Here is a 17,859-nt window from a genome sequence, read left to right as displayed (position 1 = left end):
AATCATTTATCAAAATAACAATGCCTGTACGCTAAGGTTTGCCAAAAAATGGCGAAGCATATTTACAAACAAAATATTTCTGCTATTTTTGAAGATGAACCTATCCTCTTCCTTCCCGATCCTCTCGAACTATACTTACCTCAACACCGCTTATTCTGGTATCTTATCAACGGAGTTAGCCAAATGGAGAACCACACATGATCAACAATTAATGGAAGGCGGTAGTGAATTCAGATTGAGTCAATCATACCTAATAGAAACCTTAAGAACCAACATTGCAGACTTTTTCAATGCAGCGATATCGAATGTTTTTCTGACGCCCAATTTTTCATTTGGTTTCAATACGCTTCTTGATGGATTGCCGGCATCGGAACACTTTCTTTTGCTTCAAAACGAATATCCGTCATTGGCATATCCGGTAACCAGCCGCGGCTTTAAACACAGTTATGTAGCGATAGATGAAAACCTGGAAGATAATATCATGGAAGCAATTGAAAAAAGCCGGCCCACGGTTTTTGCTTTTAGCATCGTGCAATACATTAGCGGATATCGGATGAATCCGGAATTCATCAAAAAACTTAAACAAACTTATCCGGATTTATTGCTGATTGCAGATGGTACGCAGTTTTGCGGCACAACCGCTTTTAGTTTTGAAGCATCAGGATTAGACGCATTATGCACAAGTGGCTATAAATGGTTATTGGCAGGCTATGGAAATGGCTTCATCTTATTATCAGATCAATTAAAAAATCGCCTGTACGAAGATAGAAAACTTGCTCAGCTTCCATCAGCCCCCTTTCTTAAAGGCAAAAAACCTTTGGCCTTCTGTTTTGAACCTGGCCACCTGGATACGCTGAATTTTGGATCTTTAAATGAAAGTTTGAACATGATCCGAAAAGTCGGCATTTCTACCATTGCGCAAACCACTCAGACCCTTTGTCAGCAAGCCCGAACCCAACTTCATCATCGAGGATTTATTCCTGATTATCTGACCGATCAGAAAAATGCATCTACGATCATGAGTTTACCGCTAAACCAGCAACAGGTTGATCAACTGGCTGAAGCTAAAATTTTATGCTCGCCCAGGGGTACCGGTACACGCATTTCTTTTCATTTTTACAACACTGAAGATGATTTGCAAAAGCTGCTGGATGTTTTAGATGGTAAAAAAATTTAACCTGCTTTCCAGATGGCATCTACAAAATATTGCTGCTGATCAAAAAAATGAGCGAAGGGTATAAATCCGCTTGATATGGCCAGGTCATCAATTTCTGTCAAAGCATACTTTTGCGATATTTCCATATAAATGTGCTCATTCGCCAGAAAAGGAATGGTTTCATCACCGATGTTGACCCGCTGATCCTTCAAGCTGATGAGATAGCTTTTACAGGAACCCGATTCCGGATCATAACTGGCATAATGATCAAAGTTGCTGATATCAAAATCACCATCCAGTTCGCGGTTTATCCGGCTTAATAAGTTCAGGTTAAAGGATTTGGTTACGCCTGCTGCATCATTATATGCGGCCAGAATCTGTCGCGGGTTTTTCTTTAGATCGAAACCTATAACCAATAGATCCTCAGCCGACAACTCATTTCGCAATGCCTTACAAAATGCCTTTGCTTCAGTTACATTCATGTTTCCGATATTCGCCCCCATGAACAACAATACTTTGCGACGAGCGGATAGTGTTTTCGCCTTTTTTACCATGGCAAAATAATCACCATTTAAACCCTGCACTTTTAAAGCAGGAAGCTTTTTAGGGAGATTTTCTTCCAGGTCTTCAATAACATGCCGGGAAATATCGATGGGTAAATAGGTAAACTCAAGCTGGCGATTGATTAACGACTGCAACAGATGAACGGATTTAGTGGCATCTCCGGCACCTAATTCAATCAGATCAAAAGCACCTGGGTTGGCCGCGATAACATCAGTAATCTGTTCCGTTTGATGCCGCATAATGTCCATTTCCGCATTGGTCAGGTAATATTCATCCATTTCCATGATCTGCTGAAAAATATAATCTCCGGTTTCATCATAGAAATATTTTGAACTTAATGATTTCTTTTCAGCCGTTAAACCTGCCAAAACATCATGTAAAAATGTTGACCCTACCGGGATAATTTGTTTTGAAATAATCGTACTCATGTCAATCTTATTTTGCTAATCTGATCCCTGTAAACTGCCACCTTAAATGCGGATGAAAGAAATTTCTGTAAGTAATGCGTCCATGGTCTTTCGGAGTGGCAACAGATGCGCCGCGAAGTACTTTCTGGTTGACCATAAATTTGCCATTGTATTCCCCAATGGCACCAGGAGCTTTGCTAAACCCTGGATATGGTAAGTAGGCACTTTCTGTCCACTCCCATCGTTTGCCCCAGTTAAATTGCCTTGCAGCCACCTCCCATTCAAATTCTGTTGGCAACCGCATGCCTTTCCAACTGGCATAAGCATAGGCTTCATAATAGCTGATGTGCGTTACCGGGTGTAACCTGTTTAATGGCACTAAACCAGCATAAGTATAATTAAACCAGTCGCCATCTATTTCATGCCAGTACATTGGCGCTTTAATGCCATTTGTTTTTACCCAGTCCCAACCTTCTGCATGCCAGTAATTAAAATCACTATAGCCACCCGCCTTTATAAAATCCAGATAGGTTCCGTTGGTTTCCAAAACTGCATTGATTTCGAAATCATGCAGATAAACTTTATGGCGGTTTAATTCATTGTCGAAACAGAAATCACTTCCGGCAAAACCAATTTCATAGATTCCTTCAGCTATCACTATTGGTTCAGGTGAAGTTTGGACTTCCTCATGCTCAATCCACTTATTGGAATACACCGGAAAAAGCGGATTGTTACCCAAAATATATTTGATATCGGTAAGCAAAAGTTCCTGGTGCTGCTGCTCATGATTAAATCCTAAAATCAGGAGTTCCATTACCTCATCAGTTATGGTTTCACCAAGCAAACTGGTCATGGCCTCATCTACATAATGGCGATACTGATAAATATCACTTACACTAGGCCGACTTAAATTGCCACGATCCGTTCGGATCACCCTGGCCCCCACCGTTTCATAGTAACTGTTAAAAACGAAATTATAATCCGGATTATATTCCTGATAATTTGCAGCATGTGGTTTTAAGATAAAAGTTTCGAAAAACCATGTGGTATGTCCGAGATGCCATTTAGGTGGACTTACATCGGCAACAGGTTGAACCACATAATCTTCCGTTTGCAGGGGCTCACAAATCGATTCAGTATACTTCCTGATGGTCAGAAATTGATCAACTAAGCTCATTAATTTTTATCTAGATATTGTTGTAATGTTGTTATACTATTAACATCAAGATCTTTTGATTGTTTTTGCCGCATCATTAATGCATACGAATTATTAAAGCCAATTGGTTTCAGCCATCTGATATTAAACTGCTGTAAAAACTGCTTGCTCACATACTGATAAGTGCGATCCTTATCGTGAGCCATTTTTTTTGCCATCTTTGGATCGGGTTTTAGCAGAACAAGTAAGCCAGTACCCGTATATTCCGGATAAAAGTCAATTTGATCGTTCATCAGCGCATCAAAACAGATTTTAGTACCACCCAAACCTGTTTTAGTGGCTACTTCATAGTCTGTATTTCCCAGAATCAGCATCCGGTACATTTCTGCCAGGATGTATTGCTCTCCAAAAATTTTTGAGCCAATCCTGACTACCCCTTTCTTGCCACCTTTTGCACTTTTATATAAGCCACATCCCATTAAAAAGTCTTTGGCCACCCGTTCAGGCGTTTGATGAAGGTGATCTGTCCGGTAATTCAGATCCGTCATGATTGAATCGGTAATTTTTCCGGCTAAAAGATTCAATACGCTTTCCAGTTCCGGAAATTTGCGCAAAGCCTTAACCCTGACAATCGGTGCAGCATAATATGGCGGAAAAATCCCTTTATCATCCTTTAAAATGGTGAGGTTAAATGCTTTCAAACGTCCGTCTGTAGAGTAACCGCTGATCACGTCCAGCTCCTTTTCATAGGCGGCCTGATACATGACCGCATCACTGATTACAATGGTGTGAATTTTTAAACCATATATGGCCTTTAACCCTAAATCACCATCTTGCCTGCCCATAAATTCTGGCGTAAAACCAGCGGTTAATGAACTGCCATAAGCTTTAGGAAGCAGGTAAAAGCCACCCAACAACAAAAAAATAACAGGAAAGATATACAACAGCTTTCTGAACTTTTTAACATTCATTTTTTGGATCGCAGCTAAAACAGCATCAAGGATAATAGCCAGTAATGCTGCCGGAATAGCGCCTGCCAGAATCATATTGGTATTATTAAGTGAGATTCCTCCAAAAATAAATTCACCTAAACCTCCTGCCGCGATGTAGGAAGCCAGTGTGGCTACGCCTACATTAATGACGGTAGCCGTTCGGATACCCGCCAGAATAACAGGCATAGCCAGTGGTAACTCGACTTTAAATAAAACCTGCATTTTACTCATTCCCATAGCTATTGCTGCTTCTTTTACCTCTTCACTAATCCCTACGATGCCTGTATAAGTATTTCTGATGATGGGTAACAGCGCATAAATCAGTAAGGCTACAATAGCTGGTTTAGCACCAATGCCCAATAATGGAATCATGAATCCCAATAAGGCAATACTGGGAATGGTTTGTAAAACACCAGCCACAGCCAAAACAGAACCGGAAAGCTTTCGTTTCCGGGCAATGAATATGCCTAAAGGTAGACCCACCGCCACCGCCAGAAAAAGAGAAATGAAAGTTAAACCCAGGTGCTGAAAGGTTTGATTGAGCAATTTATCAGACTCTCCCGACATGAACTGCCATAAATTTTGCTGAGGTTCATTCATGCTGATGTTGTGTTTGATAACGATTAAAGGCTGAAGTTAAATCATGAATATCCATCGATTTTTGTTCCCGGGTTTTACCTGTCGAAAAAGCAATTTCCTTAACACCTGAACGAAAATAATTTAAAGCATCCCATACGCTCAGATCCGAACGCACGATGGTGGCTTTTGCTGAAAATTTCTCTGGTAAATGATGCCATAAATCACCAAGTGTTGTGATCTTGAATTCAAGGGAAAGCCGTTCGCTTTCCATAAATTTAACCACAAAATCACTTGCCGGCTGATAGAGCAATTCTTTTGGTGTTCCAATCTGGACGATCTCGCCTTTATCCATTAAACAAATGCGATCTGCCAGTTCAAATGCTTCCTGAATATCGTGCGTAACCATTACGATGGTTTTACGTTTCAATTCTTCCAGTGCTTTAAATTCTTTTCGGATACTGGCACGGGTTACATTATCCAATGCACCAAAAGGCTCGTCCATCAGCAAGATGGCCGGATCAGCCGCCAAAGCCCTGGCTAATCCTACGCGCTGTTGCTGCCCGCCGCTAAGTTCATATGGAAACATGTTGATATATTCATCCGGGAGATGAAGTTTCGCCATAAGCACTTCTGTTCTGTCTAAGGTTTTCTTCCGATCCCACTTCAATAATTGCGGAATAATGGCAATATTTTCTCTTACAGTGTAATGTGGAAATAAGCCATTATTTTGCATGACATAACCTATTCCCCTTCTTAGTAATTCAGGATTTTCAATTGCAATGTTTTTTCCATTAATCACAACCTGCCCCTCATCAGGTTCGATCAGTCTGTTGATCATTTTTAGTGTGGTGGTTTTACCACAGCCACTGGTTCCTAAAAGGATCAGGTTTTCACCTTCTTTTACTTCAAATGAAACTGCTTTTACAGCAATAGTATCATTGAAAGATTTACTTACCTTTTCCAGTCTGATCATGATTAAGCATGCATTTTCATAAACAGGTTATTTAGTGATTCGGTATAGGTGGGATGTGCAAAAACCCCGTACCTGATTTGTTCGGAAGTGATTCCCCCCTCCATCGCCATCTGCAATACCGACATAATTTCTCCACCTTCTGAAGCAAGGATGGCTGCACCTAAAACCTGATTTGTTTTTGCATCCACAACTGCTTTCATGAGTCCGGATGTTTCATTGGTTTCAATGCCCCTGGCTACATTTTTCATGGGCAGAACAGCCACCTGATAATCTAACTTTTGTGCCTTGGCTTCTTTTTCGGAAAGCCCGATTCTGGCCAGTTGAGGATCAGTAAACATACAATAAGGCACCGGCCGATCTGTAGTAGATAAATGTGCATTTTCAATCAGGTTCCGGTAAACGATGGTATAATCGTTGTAGGCAATATGTGTAAAGGCAGGTCCTCCTTTAACATCACCCAAAGCGTAAATCCCTTTAACATTCGTTTCCAATTGATTATTCACCAGAATATGACCGTGTTCATCTGTTTCAACGCCACAGTTTTCCAGATTTAGATGCCGGGTTTGCGGTGCCCTGCCAACAGCAACCAGTAAGTGGCTGGAGGTGATCTTCTTATCTTTTTTACCTGAAGTGACGGTGGTTTCGATCTGATCGCCTTTCCATCCAATATGGCCGATCTTAACGTCAGTTAATACATCAATTTTCTCCGCTTTCAGGATCTCGGTAACTGCTGCAGATATATCATCATCCTCCCTGGATAAAATAACAGGCGATTGTTCCAAAATGGTGACCTGACTACCAAAACGGCTGAACATCTGCCCGAATTCCAATCCAATATAGTTACCGCCAATAATCACCAGATGTTCCGGAACTTCTTCCAGATCGAGGATGGAAGTTGAAGTAAGATAGTCTATTTCTTCAATTCCCTCAATTTCAGGGATGATGGTTTTAGCACCGGTATTGATAAAAATTAAATCAGCTGTTAAGGTCTCTGTAGTTCCATCCTTACCCTTAACCACAATTTCCTTCTCACCATTGAAACTTGCCTCACCAAGGTATAATTTTAAGCCTTTCGTTTCTTTAATTCCCTCTTCAGCACCTTCCCTGAACATTTTGACAATGCCATCTGCTCTTTTTTTCACCTTTTTTAAATCAACTTTAACTTCATTAATGATAATACCCAATTCTGAAGCTTTTCTGGCCTGATAGGCTGCCTTGGCAGAAGCGACCATGGCTTTGGTAGGCGTACAGCCATCATTAATACAGGTACCGCCTACTTCTCTTTTTTCAATAATTGCTGTTTTTTTTCCGGCTTCGGCCATTTTTTTTGCAAGCGGAACGCCTGCCTGTCCTGCACCAATGATGATGGCATCGTAATGTTTCATATCTGTTTGTTTTGCGTAAACGGTTAACTTACTTTTACAAAGCGAAGCAAGCTGACACAGATATAACTTTAAAATAAGTTCATTGTTTTTGCTAAACCGAATCATTTTAGGAATGAGCGGTAAATCCTGTCCGTAGATTTCAGCTCATGCTGATGTACGGAATTTTACGGTCAGTAAATTATCGATCGGTATGCCCGAGGTTTATTTCTGGATCAATCTGATCTCTGACTAACTTTTTCAATTCTTTAATTTCGGGGAAACGTCCGGCTTCTCTCCGGTCAAAGATGATCGCGTTGTTTAACCTAATCTGGAATGTTCCGCTTACTTCACTTGGCAATAAAGATACCCCCTTAAGTTGTTCAGAAAATGTAGTAAGTAGTTCCTGGGCCATATAGGCTGACCTAAGTAACCAGCCACAACGCGGACAGTATTCAATTGAAATTAAAGGCTTTAGCATAAATCATATTTTATCTGGCACAGTTATTTGTTCATCTGGATTTCCCTTTTGAAAGATGAAGAAAACATGAAGAAATATTAAAAATTAACATTTCGTTTGGAAAGTAACATCAAAACTTCTACTTTCGTTTCGAGAGCGTTAATTTAGATACGGGCCGGAGGTAGTTTTACCTTTGGCCCGTTCTTCTTTTAAAGCTATTTATTGCTGACGGCGGCCAAAATATTGGCTGAAAAAGAGCATCTGATATTGTATTGCATTACCCCAGTAAACCCAGTTATGTACGCCCGGACGAATGATAAAATCATGCGGAATATTTCGATCCATCAACTTATCATGCAGTGCGATATTTATCTTATAAAAGAAATCGGCATCACCACAATCGATAATCATGGCCAGTTTATTTGGAACCAGAAGATGGGTTAAATTTACCACACTGTTAGCCTCCCAGCGTTCAGGATTTTCACTATAGGTGCCCAATCTTTTCGAAATGTTCCAGTTTTCAGGAAAAGGGCGAAGATCCACACCTCCGCTCATGCTTCCACAGGCACCAAAAACATCCTGATGGCGAAAAGCAAGATATAAAGCACCATGACCGCCCATGCTTAAGCCTGTTATGGCCCGGCCTGATCGATCTTTTATGGTAGCATAATGCTGATCAACATAATTCACCAATTCTGATGACACGTAGGTTTCATATTGATAAGTCTTATCTACCGGACTATTCAAATACCAGCTGGTTATCCCGCCATCAGGGCAAACCACCACCATATCAAACTGATCACTTAAACGTTTAACGGTTTCCCGGTCAGGTGTTTGCTTTACCCAATCCGAATAATTACCACCTGCGCCATGCAATAAATATAAAGTAGGGAATTTTTTAGAATCAGCATAGGCATTTGGTTTTATGATAACGGCTTTAATTTCTTTCTTCATTACCTTGCTGTAGGTAATTATAGTATCCACACTCGCTGCCCACCCGGCTACCGGAAATATGGCAAGCAGCATAAAACATCTGACTAGTTGAAAGGATTTCATGTTACATGGTTTTGTTTATCAAATATAATGAATTGTAAAACCATGCGTAAATTATTTGGATTTTAGAAATTCTAAAAACGCAGGAAAAAATTATTTCCTGGTACTCTTCCAGGCCCAGAAAACCAATACTGGCTGAAAAAACAATCGCGTTAATCTTTTCTGATCGGTATCTAAGCCAAAACCATCTCTCCTGTTCACATATTGCGATACGTTACCGGGAAAAACACCAACAAAAAGTGATGCTGCCAGCAAACCAACTGTTGACCTGTATTTTTTGGGGGCAACCACCAAAGCTGTACCCAATGCTATTTCTACTAAACCTGAATAAACTACTGTATCATCTTTTTTTAATGGTACCCAGTCCGGAACCTGTGCCTGAAATTCTTTTCTTGAAAAAGTTAAGTGACCTATTCCGGCAACAATCAGGCCCGCGCCTAATAGTATCCTGGCTGTATTCTTTATTTGTTGCTTATCCATAATGATGTTTTATCCGGGATGGTGCAAATATTATTCCACCGATGATAACAGCGTTAAATAAGTCGTGAATGGTTTAACTGAAATATGTTTTTAATTGTTGCGTAAACATCGGCAGCAATTTTTGAGCAGGCATAGCCTTTTGCTTCTCACCAGTTAAGGCACTCAGCGGAGTTAATGGAGCATGTGCAATGCAAAAATCCAGATCGTTCAAACAACTTTCAAATGCTTCATCTCCCATGGCAACATCAGTATTTTTGGCCAGAGCAAGTGCTGCAATGGCACCATTCAATTGATAAATCAAAACCTGAACATCTTCCAGTCCGGCCAGATCGATATGATTGGATAAGGGTTCTTTTCTTACGGACTGCAATGCCTCACTTAAAAAAGAAAAGCTGATGTAAGCATCTTTTCTGGCCAGTTTAGTCCTGTAAAAATAATTCATAAACCCTTTTCGCTCTGTAGCAACGCAAAACAAATAATGGCGACTGGCAGTGAGCGCATTTAAAATGAGGGCACTAATGCGTGGTGTCTCCCAAATGGGAAAGATAAATATAGAAACATAAGATAATGCACAACCCGCCAGAGTAAATAATAAGCGATCGCTGATAATTTGGGATACATGCCCATGATAAACATTCAATGCCAGCACGACCATGACTGTTACACAAGCAACGCCCCACAGGTAATGCGTTCGGTTAAATAGAAAAAAGCCAAGCAAGCCAAGCGCTGCCAGTCCCAATTGTACAGAAACCGGAACAAAAGCAAGTAAAAGCCCAATTAGTAAGCCCATCAAGGTTCCCCATAAACGTTCCGTATTTCGTTTCCTGGTTAAACCAAAACCAGGCCGGTTTACAATAACCACCGTAAGTAGCAGCCAGTAACTATAACGCTGTCCGGGAAAAAATAAAGTGGGTGTGATGGCAATCAGGCAAAGTAAACTCAGGCGAAGTGCAAAACGGAATACCGGTGCATGAAGTGAAAACTGGGCCAGTAAATTTTTCCGGCTTACGCTGGTTTCAGGAATAAAATCTTTGTAAACTTCTGTTTCGATAAGATCAGTAGCTGGCAATTGCATCCGATAGCTTGCGGACAAGCGTGCTACAATTTCAGAAATATCTTTTAAATTCCCTGCGATTCCGGCAAGCAGATTTCCTCCTGATGAAGATATGGTGGTGGAGAGTAGTAATAATTCATCAATCTTTTTTGCAATACCTTCCTGATGTGATTGATCAGCATCCATGGTTTTGGTAATGGAAAACTGTGCAGCGCTATATTCCAGTTGTACTGTAAGCTGTGAAATCACATCATGAATTTTCCACAGCGCACCTGTGGGTGCTAATGCAGCCCTGATTTCCCCATAATCATGGTGAATCGCCGTTACTTGCTCATAAAGATCAATAATATCTAATGCTGCAGCCAGCAGTTTTTTGCCAGACTGGTTATCCGGCGACATGGCAATTCTATCGCGGAGCAATAAACTTCTGATGAGTTCCTGTCTTGCATTTAATTTCAAATGAATTGATATATTACTTGCATTAAAATCACGGAGATCAAATCCCTCATTATACGCACTTGCCCGTAAACGCATAAGGGCAGCCGTTCCCTGAATGGCTTCAAAAATAGCATGATGCAAGGAACGGTATGGCCACAAATAAATCTGCGTCAGACTGATAACGGCATACCAGGCAGCACCTAGGATAATATAAAAGCTGAAGATAAATGGTTCTTTGGGGTGCAGCCCGAGCGTAAAAGCAATCAACGTGGTACCAATTAACCCGATGAGCGACAGTCGGTTGCCAAATACTGATAACATGGCGAAAATAAAGGTGATCATTACCACATTGAGCGCAACATAAAATGGATTTGGCATACTTGCCGCAATCGCAAAAGAGGTAACGGCCAATGAAACCATTGCTATTACTGAAGCACTTAATTTGTCTCTCCTGTTGCCCGGAATGTCGCACATGCTCATAAAGAGTGTGCCAATACTGATGCTGATCCCCGCTACAAGTTGTCCGGAATAAGCAAATAAAACGAGTGGAATGATGATGGCCAGCGTGTTTCTTAAGGCATCGCTGAGGTATTCGCTATAACGTATCCTGATCGCAAAATGCTTTAATTTTTGAGCATACAGGGTTATAAAGTTTTTGTGCTGTTCTCTTTTCATCAGTTTCTGCCGCAAACTTAGCGACAATTATTCTGATTATAACACCTGTTTCAGTGTTTATTCAGATGATACCTTAATTGATAAAAAGGAATTGTTATTTATAAAGCAATATAACTGATTCCATTTTTAATGAATCTGTGCCGAAATCCGTTTAACAAAATCATCTATCTCAAATGGCTTATGAATGTAATCTTGTGCGAAGCAGCGTTTATATTTGCCATCTTTAGAAAAGTTAGCCGACATCATCACCACAGGCCTATCGGCAGTACCAGGTGATGATTTTAATTCACAACAGTAATCTATGCCGTTTCCATCAGGCAGCATCACATCCAGCAAAAATAAATCTGCAGGTTTACCTTTTTCAATCCCTGAACGGAAGGAAGCAATGTTCGAATAAGCAAATACCTCATATTTTTCTTCTTCCAACAACATAGAAACAATCTCTCTTATATCGTCATTATCCTCTAACACATAGATGCGCTTTTCCATATTCTCTTTATATCTCTCTCATTTTAAACCAATAGGATACCCAATTAGTTTTGATGAAAATTTAAAAAATCAATATCACCCTTAAAGATTCTCCTTAGCGGAATAATCAGTCTGGCTTTAAAACCACTTTAAATTTTATACTGTTCAGGAAAGGAAAAGAATATTATGAAAAACATCATTTTTATACACGGTATGTTTCAGAATTCAAAAAGCTGGGACAAATGGCAAGAATATTTTACAGCAAGAGGCTATAATTGCATGGTTCCGGATTGGCCACTACATGAAGGTGAACCGTTAAGCCTTCGTCAGAACCCGCCTGCAGGCCTTGGCGATTTGCATCTGGATGACATTATAGTACCTATAGAAACACGGGCACTTCAAATGGAAAAACCAATTTTAATTGGTCATTCTGTTGGTGGTTTAATCGTTCAGTTACTCCTCAACCGCGGTGTGGCAAGTGCCGGCGTGGCGATTAGTCCGGTGGCTCCTAATGCGATGCTGGATTTCGACTGGGGATTTTTTAAAAACAGTGCCTTAATCGCAAATCCATTTAAAGGGAATGAACCTTTTTTTATGGATGAAAAAAGTTTTCACGGCTCATTTGCCAATACCCTAAGTGAGCAGGAATCAAATGTAGCATACAAGGAATTTGCCACGCATGATAGCCGTAATGTACTGCGCGATTGCATGGGAACTCCCGGAGAAATGGATTTGGATTTACCACATGCGCCCCTGCTGATGGTTGCCGCAGAGCAAGATGAAATTATTCCGAATACGCTGGTGAAGAAAAACTTCGAAGCTTACAAAGATCAATCAAGCCAGACAGCCTTCAAGGAATTCCCTAACCGAAGCCATTATATTTGTGGTGAACCAGGCTGGGAAGAGGTAGCCGCGCATGTGGCGGATTGGCTGGATCGCTTACCTGCTTCAACGTAATTTTAAAAAGAAGGGATTGCTGATGTAATCCCTTCTTTTTTGTATTTATTCCGATTGTAATTTCATTATTGCTAAAAATTAACCAGTGCTGAAAACTTTTTTATTTATGGCCTGTTATCATGCAGAATTTATCGCATCAGAAACAAATGAACGAAATTACAAGTCACGAGAATTACCGTGAAATTATCTCCAGAATTAAATTATTATCTTCCATAACACAGGAGAATGCCCTGAATTATTATGATGAATTGAGAAAATTGCAAGCCCTGGCCATAGCTTATGAGCTAAAGCGATACGATTTTACCATTGGATTAACTGATACCAGGCAGTTTTCAATAGCTGGCTAATAGAATTTTCTTTTTTTATCCCCGAATTTGGTGAACAGAACATTTTTGCATGTTGCTTGTTTAGCTACTTACATTCATTAAGAACGCTTTGACACACGACATCCTTTTTTATCTGAGTTTGCTTGTTATCCTATTAACGGTTATTCCTTTTATTCGTCATGACTTCTGGATTTTCAGGGTTTTTGAATATCCCAGGCTTCAAAAATTATCCCTCAACCTTGTACTTATTCTGATCATACTGTGTTTTTCGTTTCCGGTAAAAACAGCAGACTGGTTACTATTTAGCGCCCTATTACTCAATATTTTTTATCTTTTATACCTCATATTTCCTTTTACTGTTTTTGGCAAGAAGCAAATCATTACCAGTTTAAGATCCAATGGCAGGGATAATCTTAAAATTTTAATTGCGAATGTATTTCAGGAAAACCGCCAATCAGCCGATTACCATAACCTTATTGCATCATGCAATCCTGATGTCATTTTGATGGTAGAAACCAATAAGTGGTGGGAAGAAGAAATGGATTCTATTCAAGAAAGATATACTTACCAGTTAAAGGCTCCATTAGAAAATACTTATGGCATGTTACTGTATTCTAAACTTTCTTTAACTGATACTAAAGTAAACTACCTGGTAAAGCCCGACATCCCATCTATGGAAGCTACGGTGGAGTTAAGATCTGGTCAAAAAGTAAAATTATTTTGTTTACATCCTGAACCACCAGTTCCTCAGGAAAATCCAAAAAGCACAGAGAGAGATAAGGAAATATTAATAGTTGGAGACAAAGCGAAAGAAAGCAAAATTCCGGTGGTGGTAATGGGCGATTTGAATGACGTCGCCTGGAGTTATACCACTGAACTTTTTGGAAAAGTCAGCGGGCTTTTAGATCCGCGGCGCGGAAGAGGCTTTTTTAACAGCTTCAATGCAAAATACTGGCTGCTTCGCTTTCCGTTAGATCATATCTTCTGTTCAACAGATTTTGCACTCAGTTCCATTAAAAGATTACCAAGTTGTGGTTCGGATCATTTTCCTATGTGTGTTGATTTGAAATATTTGCCTTCTGCAGAAAATCAAAATGAACAGCTCGATGTTTCGGCAGATGACCTTGCATTAGCGAAAGAAAAAATAAGAGCTGATGGTTAAAAGCCATTAAGTAAAATTTAACCATCAGTGTTATTCTTACAACAGGTTGATGATTTTTTGAGCAGCATTATTATGATTTCAAAAATAATAATCTACTTTATATTGAATGTACCTTTTCAATCTACCGGCATAAAAAAAATTGCATATACAGTAAATGGATAAGGTTTCAACTGATCGCATTTTTTAAGAATTAAATGGCTAACTTTGCAATCGCGCGCTCATTAAAAAATTATTTATAGTGCGAGATGAAATTTAATTCAATAATTAACTTTTTTAATGCCCTGGAACCTGTATCGGATGAGCTCATTGAAGAAGTTAAGCAGTATGCCTCCACTCTCACGGTTTGCAAGAATATCAGATTGTATCCTGATGGAATTGCAGGAGAAAATGCATTGTTTATAGTCAGCGGAACATTAAGAAAATATACTTTTATTGATGGAAAACAGATCACACTATCGCTGTACGGAGAGAATGAATTAATCGGTTATACCGAAATATCACATTATCTGGAAGATGAAGGCCTGGAAGTGATTTGCGATTCAGAGCTTATTTTATTACCAAAAGATTTAGTAGAAACACTTTATAATAAATTCCCGGAGGTAGATAAAATGGTAAGAAAGATTTTCTCTATGAAATACCAGAAAATTGTTCATGAATCAAGATTGTGCCGCCTTCCTTCTGCTATTCATCGCTATAGTGTCTTCAGTAAAACACCAGACAGATACAGCTTACCCGCCCGAATTTTAGCCAGTTACCTGTTAATGAGAGAAGAAACCTTTAGCAGATTAAAAACCAGGTATAAAAAAGAAAAGTGCATGTAATACATATCGTTTTAGCGAAGGCTGTCTGGAGATGATCAGTTTTGCTTCTATTACCCTTTAAGTTGTTTTAAAGAGAAAGCTTATATTTTAATAATAAAAAAAGCCGCTGAATATTTTTCAGCGGCTCTTAAATTTTATTGCAGCTTAATTATACTGCTTTATGTGCATCTCTTAATGCTTTTATGGCATCATGACTAATGTTAACACCTTCCTGTTGTTTTAACAGCACAGATCTTACATTTTCGCCCAGTTCATTTTCCTGAAGTGCATCTCTGTATGCTTTTTTGATGGCATCTTCACCACGTTCACATTCTGCTAAGATACTGTGACGATCATTACCGCCAAAACTTGCTTTAATATCAATCCAGGCGCGGTGAAGTGTGCCTAAAACGGTATTGCCACTATCTGGCTCTTCGCCACTTCTGCCCACTAATCCGGCAAGTTCAATAGAATTTTGTCTGCTATCAGATGAAAGTTTATCAAAAGTAGCTTTAAGGTCGATATTCTCGTCACTTAAATCACTTGATGCTTTATCAAAACCATCTGCTCTGTCATTGTTAATCTCAATAAGGTCATTTAATACCTCTGCTGTTTTTTCTTGATTTTCCATAGTAAATTATAATCTTATAATTGGTAGATGGTATAACAACACGCTGAAAGGATTAAAGTTTGAAACTTTCCAATAAAGAAGTTTATAGCAAATACCATCCACAAAATAAACACGTATGGAGATCAGTAAATATCGAAAAGCTAGAATATATTTAAAAACAAGAGCATTAATAAACAAAAAAACAGGCCGGAGGCCTGTTAAATCAGCAAAAGTGATGTTTTAAACAAGTCTTACCTTAACTGCATTTAATCCCTTTTTTCCCTCCTGTACTTCATACTCCACATTGTCATTTTCACTTATTTTGTCAATCAGTCCGCTTACGTGAACGAAGATCTCTGAACCATTTTCTTCTTTAATAAATCCAAATCCTTTTTCTGTGTTAAAAAATTTTACTGTACCGTTTTTCATGTTGTAGATTGTTATTTTAATTGATTAAATAAAAATAGTGTTAAAATCTAAAAAAGCAAAGATGTAATTAATTTAATTTCATCAGGTATCCTGCTTACCAGCACATTCAAATGATACATTCAGCTCTAACCATGCAACAAATGAATAAACAGATAGGTTTGAAATAGCCCTTTAAATGTAGATTGCTTATATTTGCAGCATGATTATTTACAAAACCAATGAAGAGGTAGAATTAATGAAAATCAGTGCGCTACTGGTCAGTAATACTTTGGCGGAAATAGCAAAAGTACTTAAACCAGGCATGACTACACTGGAAATTAATCATTTGGCAAATACTTTTATTCTGGATCATGGTGCGGTTCCATCTTTTTATAATTATAACGGTTTCCCTTTTCATATTATCACTTCGGTAAATGATGTAGTGGTTCATGGCTTCCCAACTAAAGAGGAGTTAAGAGATGGTGATATTATTTCTGTTGACGTTGGTACAATAAAAAATGGCTTTCATGGTGATCATGCTTATACATTTATAATAGGCGAAGTTTCCGCAGAAATCTTAACACTTGTCAAAACCACAAAAGATTCATTATACCTGGGTATTGAACAGGCGGTTGCCGGAAAGCGAATGGGTGATATTGGTTATGCTATTCAGTCACACAATGAAAAGCAGGGATATGGCGTAGTTCGTGATTTGGTAGGCCATGGCCTTGGAAGGGATATGCATGAAGATCCTCAGGTTCCAAATTACGGACGGAAAGGATCAGGATCATTACTTCGTGAAAATCTGGTTTTAGCCATTGAACCGATGATTAATATGGGTAAAAAAGAAGTTTTTTTAGATGAAGATGGCTGGACCATCAGAACCGTAGATGGCAAACCATCGGTACATTTTGAACATGATGTATGCGTGAAGAAAGGTCAGGCTCTTATCTTATCTGATTACTTACCCATTGAAACGGCTGAAAAAGCAAATAGCAATCTGAATACCTCCTACTATAATTAATCTCAAAGCAGGAATATGATTTCTGCTTTGAAATTTCATAATCATATTATATTATAAGTTACTATTCATTAATAAGTAAGAGATTTGATTTCTCTCTTTCGTTACTCCTGAGATTTCTTAGAGAAATAATAGATAGCAAACGAAAGTCAGCAACTATTGGCTCTTTCAGTCCTGCTGTACACGACAATCTTTTTGTTGGATGAATCAAGAAATAGGAATTACGGTTAACAAAAAGGATTTTCGTTCCCATCAGGTTTATTAAAGACAGGCCTGGTGCCTTTTTTTGTAAGCCTGCTCCTGTTGTAGCGTTTTAAATCCCCTCTTCTCAGATCCTGAATCCCATTCAGAAGAACCAGACAAGGGCTTCGAAAAACATTGATTGAGAATAACTTTAAACCTGCTTTTCTTCAGACTCCAAATGCGACTACACAACGTTCTATCACCCTAAATCTGCGAAATCACTGAAATCCGCGGGAAACAATTATAGATGAGTGCTAATCTCCTTGTTCTTCTATCGTTATTGGTTAGTACCATTAAAAGATCCCGAATTTTAACAACACGATCTTTCATCACCCTAAATCCGCGAAATCCCTGAAATCTGCGGGAAACAATTATAGATGAGTTCTAATCTCCCTGTTCTTCTATCGTTATGGATAGTACCCTTAAAAACATCCCGAACCATGTCTCAGCAAGAAGAAAGGGTAGGATATTCAAAAACAATTCAGCCTTTGCTACTTGGTCTTTGCTCTTTGCTCC

Annotated in this window: 18 protein-coding genes; 6 read left to right on the top strand and 12 right to left on the bottom strand. The window is 39.1% G+C overall.

Annotation, left to right across the window (positions count from 1 at the left end; translation table 11 throughout):
* Window positions 1-94 precede the first annotated feature (94 nt).
* Window positions 95-1,177 carry an aminotransferase class V-fold PLP-dependent enzyme gene (locus OQ267_RS15255; protein ID WP_265836674.1) on the top strand — a complete coding sequence of 361 codons (1,083 nt, stop codon included), beginning with the start codon at window positions 95-97 and terminating at the stop codon, window positions 1,175-1,177.
* Here the strand turns inward: OQ267_RS15255 and OQ267_RS15250 are convergent.
* The 10 genes from OQ267_RS15250 to OQ267_RS15205 all read right to left on the bottom strand — a co-directional run bounded on the left by OQ267_RS15250 (window position 1,174) and on the right by OQ267_RS15205 (window position 11,837).
* Complete coding sequence (locus tag OQ267_RS15250; RefSeq protein WP_265836672.1) at window positions 1,174-2,148, bottom strand: L-histidine N(alpha)-methyltransferase; 975 nt, start codon at window positions 2,146-2,148, stop codon at window positions 1,174-1,176. The genes OQ267_RS15255 and OQ267_RS15250 overlap by 4 nt on opposite strands.
* Before the next feature lie 7 nt (window positions 2,149-2,155).
* Entirely contained in the window at window positions 2,156-3,304 is a 1,149-nt protein-coding gene (gene egtB / locus OQ267_RS15245; RefSeq protein WP_265836671.1) for an ergothioneine biosynthesis protein EgtB, read from the bottom strand.
* On the bottom strand, window positions 3,304-4,875 hold the full coding sequence (locus OQ267_RS15240) for an ABC transporter permease/substrate-binding protein (protein WP_265836670.1): 1,572 nt from the start codon (window positions 4,873-4,875) through the stop codon (window positions 3,304-3,306). The genes egtB and OQ267_RS15240 overlap by 1 nt, the downstream gene beginning before the upstream one ends.
* A complete protein-coding gene (locus tag OQ267_RS15235; protein WP_265836668.1) occupies window positions 4,868-5,827 on the bottom strand; it encodes an ABC transporter ATP-binding protein in 960 nt (319 codons plus the stop codon). The genes OQ267_RS15240 and OQ267_RS15235 overlap by 8 nt, the downstream gene beginning before the upstream one ends.
* A 2-nt stretch (window positions 5,828-5,829) precedes the next feature.
* Window positions 5,830-7,212: a mercuric reductase gene (locus OQ267_RS15230; protein ID WP_265836667.1), complete on the bottom strand. Its 1,383-nt coding sequence runs from the start codon at window positions 7,210-7,212 to the stop codon at window positions 5,830-5,832.
* Window positions 7,213-7,390: 178 nt separating this feature from the next.
* Window positions 7,391-7,669, bottom strand: coding sequence for a SelT/SelW/SelH family protein (locus tag OQ267_RS15225; RefSeq protein ID WP_265836666.1), 279 nt, complete (start codon window positions 7,667-7,669; stop codon window positions 7,391-7,393).
* 198 nt (window positions 7,670-7,867) lie between these two features.
* Window positions 7,868-8,704: an alpha/beta hydrolase gene (locus OQ267_RS15220; RefSeq protein WP_265836665.1), complete on the bottom strand. Its 837-nt coding sequence runs from the start codon at window positions 8,702-8,704 to the stop codon at window positions 7,868-7,870.
* Window positions 8,705-8,794: 90 nt separating this feature from the next.
* Entirely contained in the window at window positions 8,795-9,181 is a 387-nt protein-coding gene (locus OQ267_RS15215) for a hypothetical protein (RefSeq protein ID WP_088303154.1), read from the bottom strand.
* A 73-nt stretch (window positions 9,182-9,254) separates the two neighbouring features.
* Window positions 9,255-11,348 (bottom strand): FUSC family protein, encoded by a 2,094-nt coding sequence (locus OQ267_RS15210; protein WP_265836663.1) that lies wholly within the window; start codon window positions 11,346-11,348, stop codon window positions 9,255-9,257.
* A 126-nt stretch (window positions 11,349-11,474) separates the two neighbouring features.
* A complete protein-coding gene (locus OQ267_RS15205) occupies window positions 11,475-11,837 on the bottom strand; it encodes a response regulator transcription factor (RefSeq protein WP_265820402.1) in 363 nt (120 codons plus the stop codon).
* A 165-nt stretch (window positions 11,838-12,002) separates the two neighbouring features.
* On the opposite strand from OQ267_RS15205, the gene OQ267_RS15200 reads away from it, so the two are divergent.
* The 4 genes from OQ267_RS15200 (at window position 12,003) to OQ267_RS15185 (ending at window position 15,082) form a co-directional block, all read left to right on the top strand.
* Window positions 12,003-12,773, top strand: coding sequence for an alpha/beta hydrolase (locus OQ267_RS15200; protein WP_265836662.1), 771 nt, complete (start codon window positions 12,003-12,005; stop codon window positions 12,771-12,773).
* Window positions 12,774-12,919: 146 nt separating this feature from the next.
* Complete coding sequence (locus OQ267_RS15195) at window positions 12,920-13,120, top strand: hypothetical protein (protein WP_265836660.1); 201 nt, start codon at window positions 12,920-12,922, stop codon at window positions 13,118-13,120.
* A gap of 88 nt (window positions 13,121-13,208) precedes the next feature.
* Window positions 13,209-14,261 carry an endonuclease/exonuclease/phosphatase family protein gene (locus OQ267_RS15190; RefSeq protein WP_265836659.1) on the top strand — a complete coding sequence of 351 codons (1,053 nt, stop codon included), beginning with the start codon at window positions 13,209-13,211 and terminating at the stop codon, window positions 14,259-14,261.
* A 245-nt stretch (window positions 14,262-14,506) separates the two neighbouring features.
* Window positions 14,507-15,082, top strand: a complete 576-nt coding sequence (locus OQ267_RS15185) for a Crp/Fnr family transcriptional regulator (protein WP_088303160.1) — start codon at window positions 14,507-14,509, stop codon at window positions 15,080-15,082.
* 148 nt (window positions 15,083-15,230) lie between these two features.
* Here the strand turns inward: OQ267_RS15185 and OQ267_RS15180 are convergent, their stop codons facing one another.
* Window positions 15,231-15,692, bottom strand: coding sequence for a PA2169 family four-helix-bundle protein (locus OQ267_RS15180; RefSeq protein WP_265820406.1), 462 nt, complete (start codon window positions 15,690-15,692; stop codon window positions 15,231-15,233).
* 219 nt (window positions 15,693-15,911) lie between these two features.
* Entirely contained in the window at window positions 15,912-16,100 is a 189-nt protein-coding gene (locus OQ267_RS15175) for a cold-shock protein (RefSeq protein WP_029285704.1), read from the bottom strand.
* Between the two features lie 199 nt (window positions 16,101-16,299).
* On the opposite strand from OQ267_RS15175, the gene map reads away from it, so the two are divergent.
* Window positions 16,300-17,103: a type I methionyl aminopeptidase gene (gene map / locus OQ267_RS15170; protein WP_265836656.1), complete on the top strand. Its 804-nt coding sequence runs from the start codon at window positions 16,300-16,302 to the stop codon at window positions 17,101-17,103.
* The last annotated feature ends 756 nt before the right edge of the window (window positions 17,104-17,859 follow it).

Source organism: Pedobacter sp. MR22-3, assembly GCF_026240075.1.
Taxonomy (GTDB): Bacteria; Bacteroidota; Bacteroidia; order Sphingobacteriales; family Sphingobacteriaceae; genus Pedobacter.
The sequence above is the reverse complement of the archived record's forward strand: the minus strand, read 5'-3'. Positions and strand labels throughout refer to the sequence as shown.

Excerpts from the sequence above, each read along its gene's own strand:
- OQ267_RS15250 (WP_265836672.1), bottom strand. The coding sequence starts at position 2,148 with ATGAGTACGATTATTTCAAAACAAATTATCCCGGTAGGGTCAACATTT.
- OQ267_RS15185 (WP_088303160.1), top strand. The coding sequence starts at position 14,507 with ATGAAATTTAATTCAATAATTAACTTTTTTAATGCCCTGGAACCTGTA.
- OQ267_RS15200 (WP_265836662.1), top strand. The coding sequence starts at position 12,003 with ATGAAAAACATCATTTTTATACACGGTATGTTTCAGAATTCAAAAAGC.
- OQ267_RS15225 (WP_265836666.1), bottom strand. The coding sequence starts at position 7,669 with ATGCTAAAGCCTTTAATTTCAATTGAATACTGTCCGCGTTGTGGCTGG.
- OQ267_RS15230 (WP_265836667.1), bottom strand. The coding sequence starts at position 7,212 with ATGAAACATTACGATGCCATCATCATTGGTGCAGGACAGGCAGGCGTT.
- OQ267_RS15195 (WP_265836660.1), top strand. The coding sequence starts at position 12,920 with ATGAACGAAATTACAAGTCACGAGAATTACCGTGAAATTATCTCCAGA.
- OQ267_RS15205 (WP_265820402.1), bottom strand. The coding sequence starts at position 11,837 with ATGGAAAAGCGCATCTATGTGTTAGAGGATAATGACGATATAAGAGAG.
- OQ267_RS15180 (WP_265820406.1), bottom strand. The coding sequence starts at position 15,692 with ATGGAAAATCAAGAAAAAACAGCAGAGGTATTAAATGACCTTATTGAG.
- map (WP_265836656.1), top strand. The coding sequence starts at position 16,300 with ATGATTATTTACAAAACCAATGAAGAGGTAGAATTAATGAAAATCAGT.
- OQ267_RS15210 (WP_265836663.1), bottom strand. The coding sequence starts at position 11,348 with ATGAAAAGAGAACAGCACAAAAACTTTATAACCCTGTATGCTCAAAAA.
- OQ267_RS15235 (WP_265836668.1), bottom strand. The coding sequence starts at position 5,827 with ATGATCAGACTGGAAAAGGTAAGTAAATCTTTCAATGATACTATTGCT.
- OQ267_RS15220 (WP_265836665.1), bottom strand. The coding sequence starts at position 8,704 with ATGAAATCCTTTCAACTAGTCAGATGTTTTATGCTGCTTGCCATATTT.
- OQ267_RS15240 (WP_265836670.1), bottom strand. The coding sequence starts at position 4,875 with ATGAATGAACCTCAGCAAAATTTATGGCAGTTCATGTCGGGAGAGTCT.
- OQ267_RS15255 (WP_265836674.1), top strand. The coding sequence starts at position 95 with ATGAACCTATCCTCTTCCTTCCCGATCCTCTCGAACTATACTTACCTC.
- OQ267_RS15215 (WP_088303154.1), bottom strand. The coding sequence starts at position 9,181 with ATGGATAAGCAACAAATAAAGAATACAGCCAGGATACTATTAGGCGCG.
- OQ267_RS15175 (WP_029285704.1), bottom strand. The coding sequence starts at position 16,100 with ATGAAAAACGGTACAGTAAAATTTTTTAACACAGAAAAAGGATTTGGA.
- egtB (WP_265836671.1), bottom strand. The coding sequence starts at position 3,304 with ATGAGCTTAGTTGATCAATTTCTGACCATCAGGAAGTATACTGAATCG.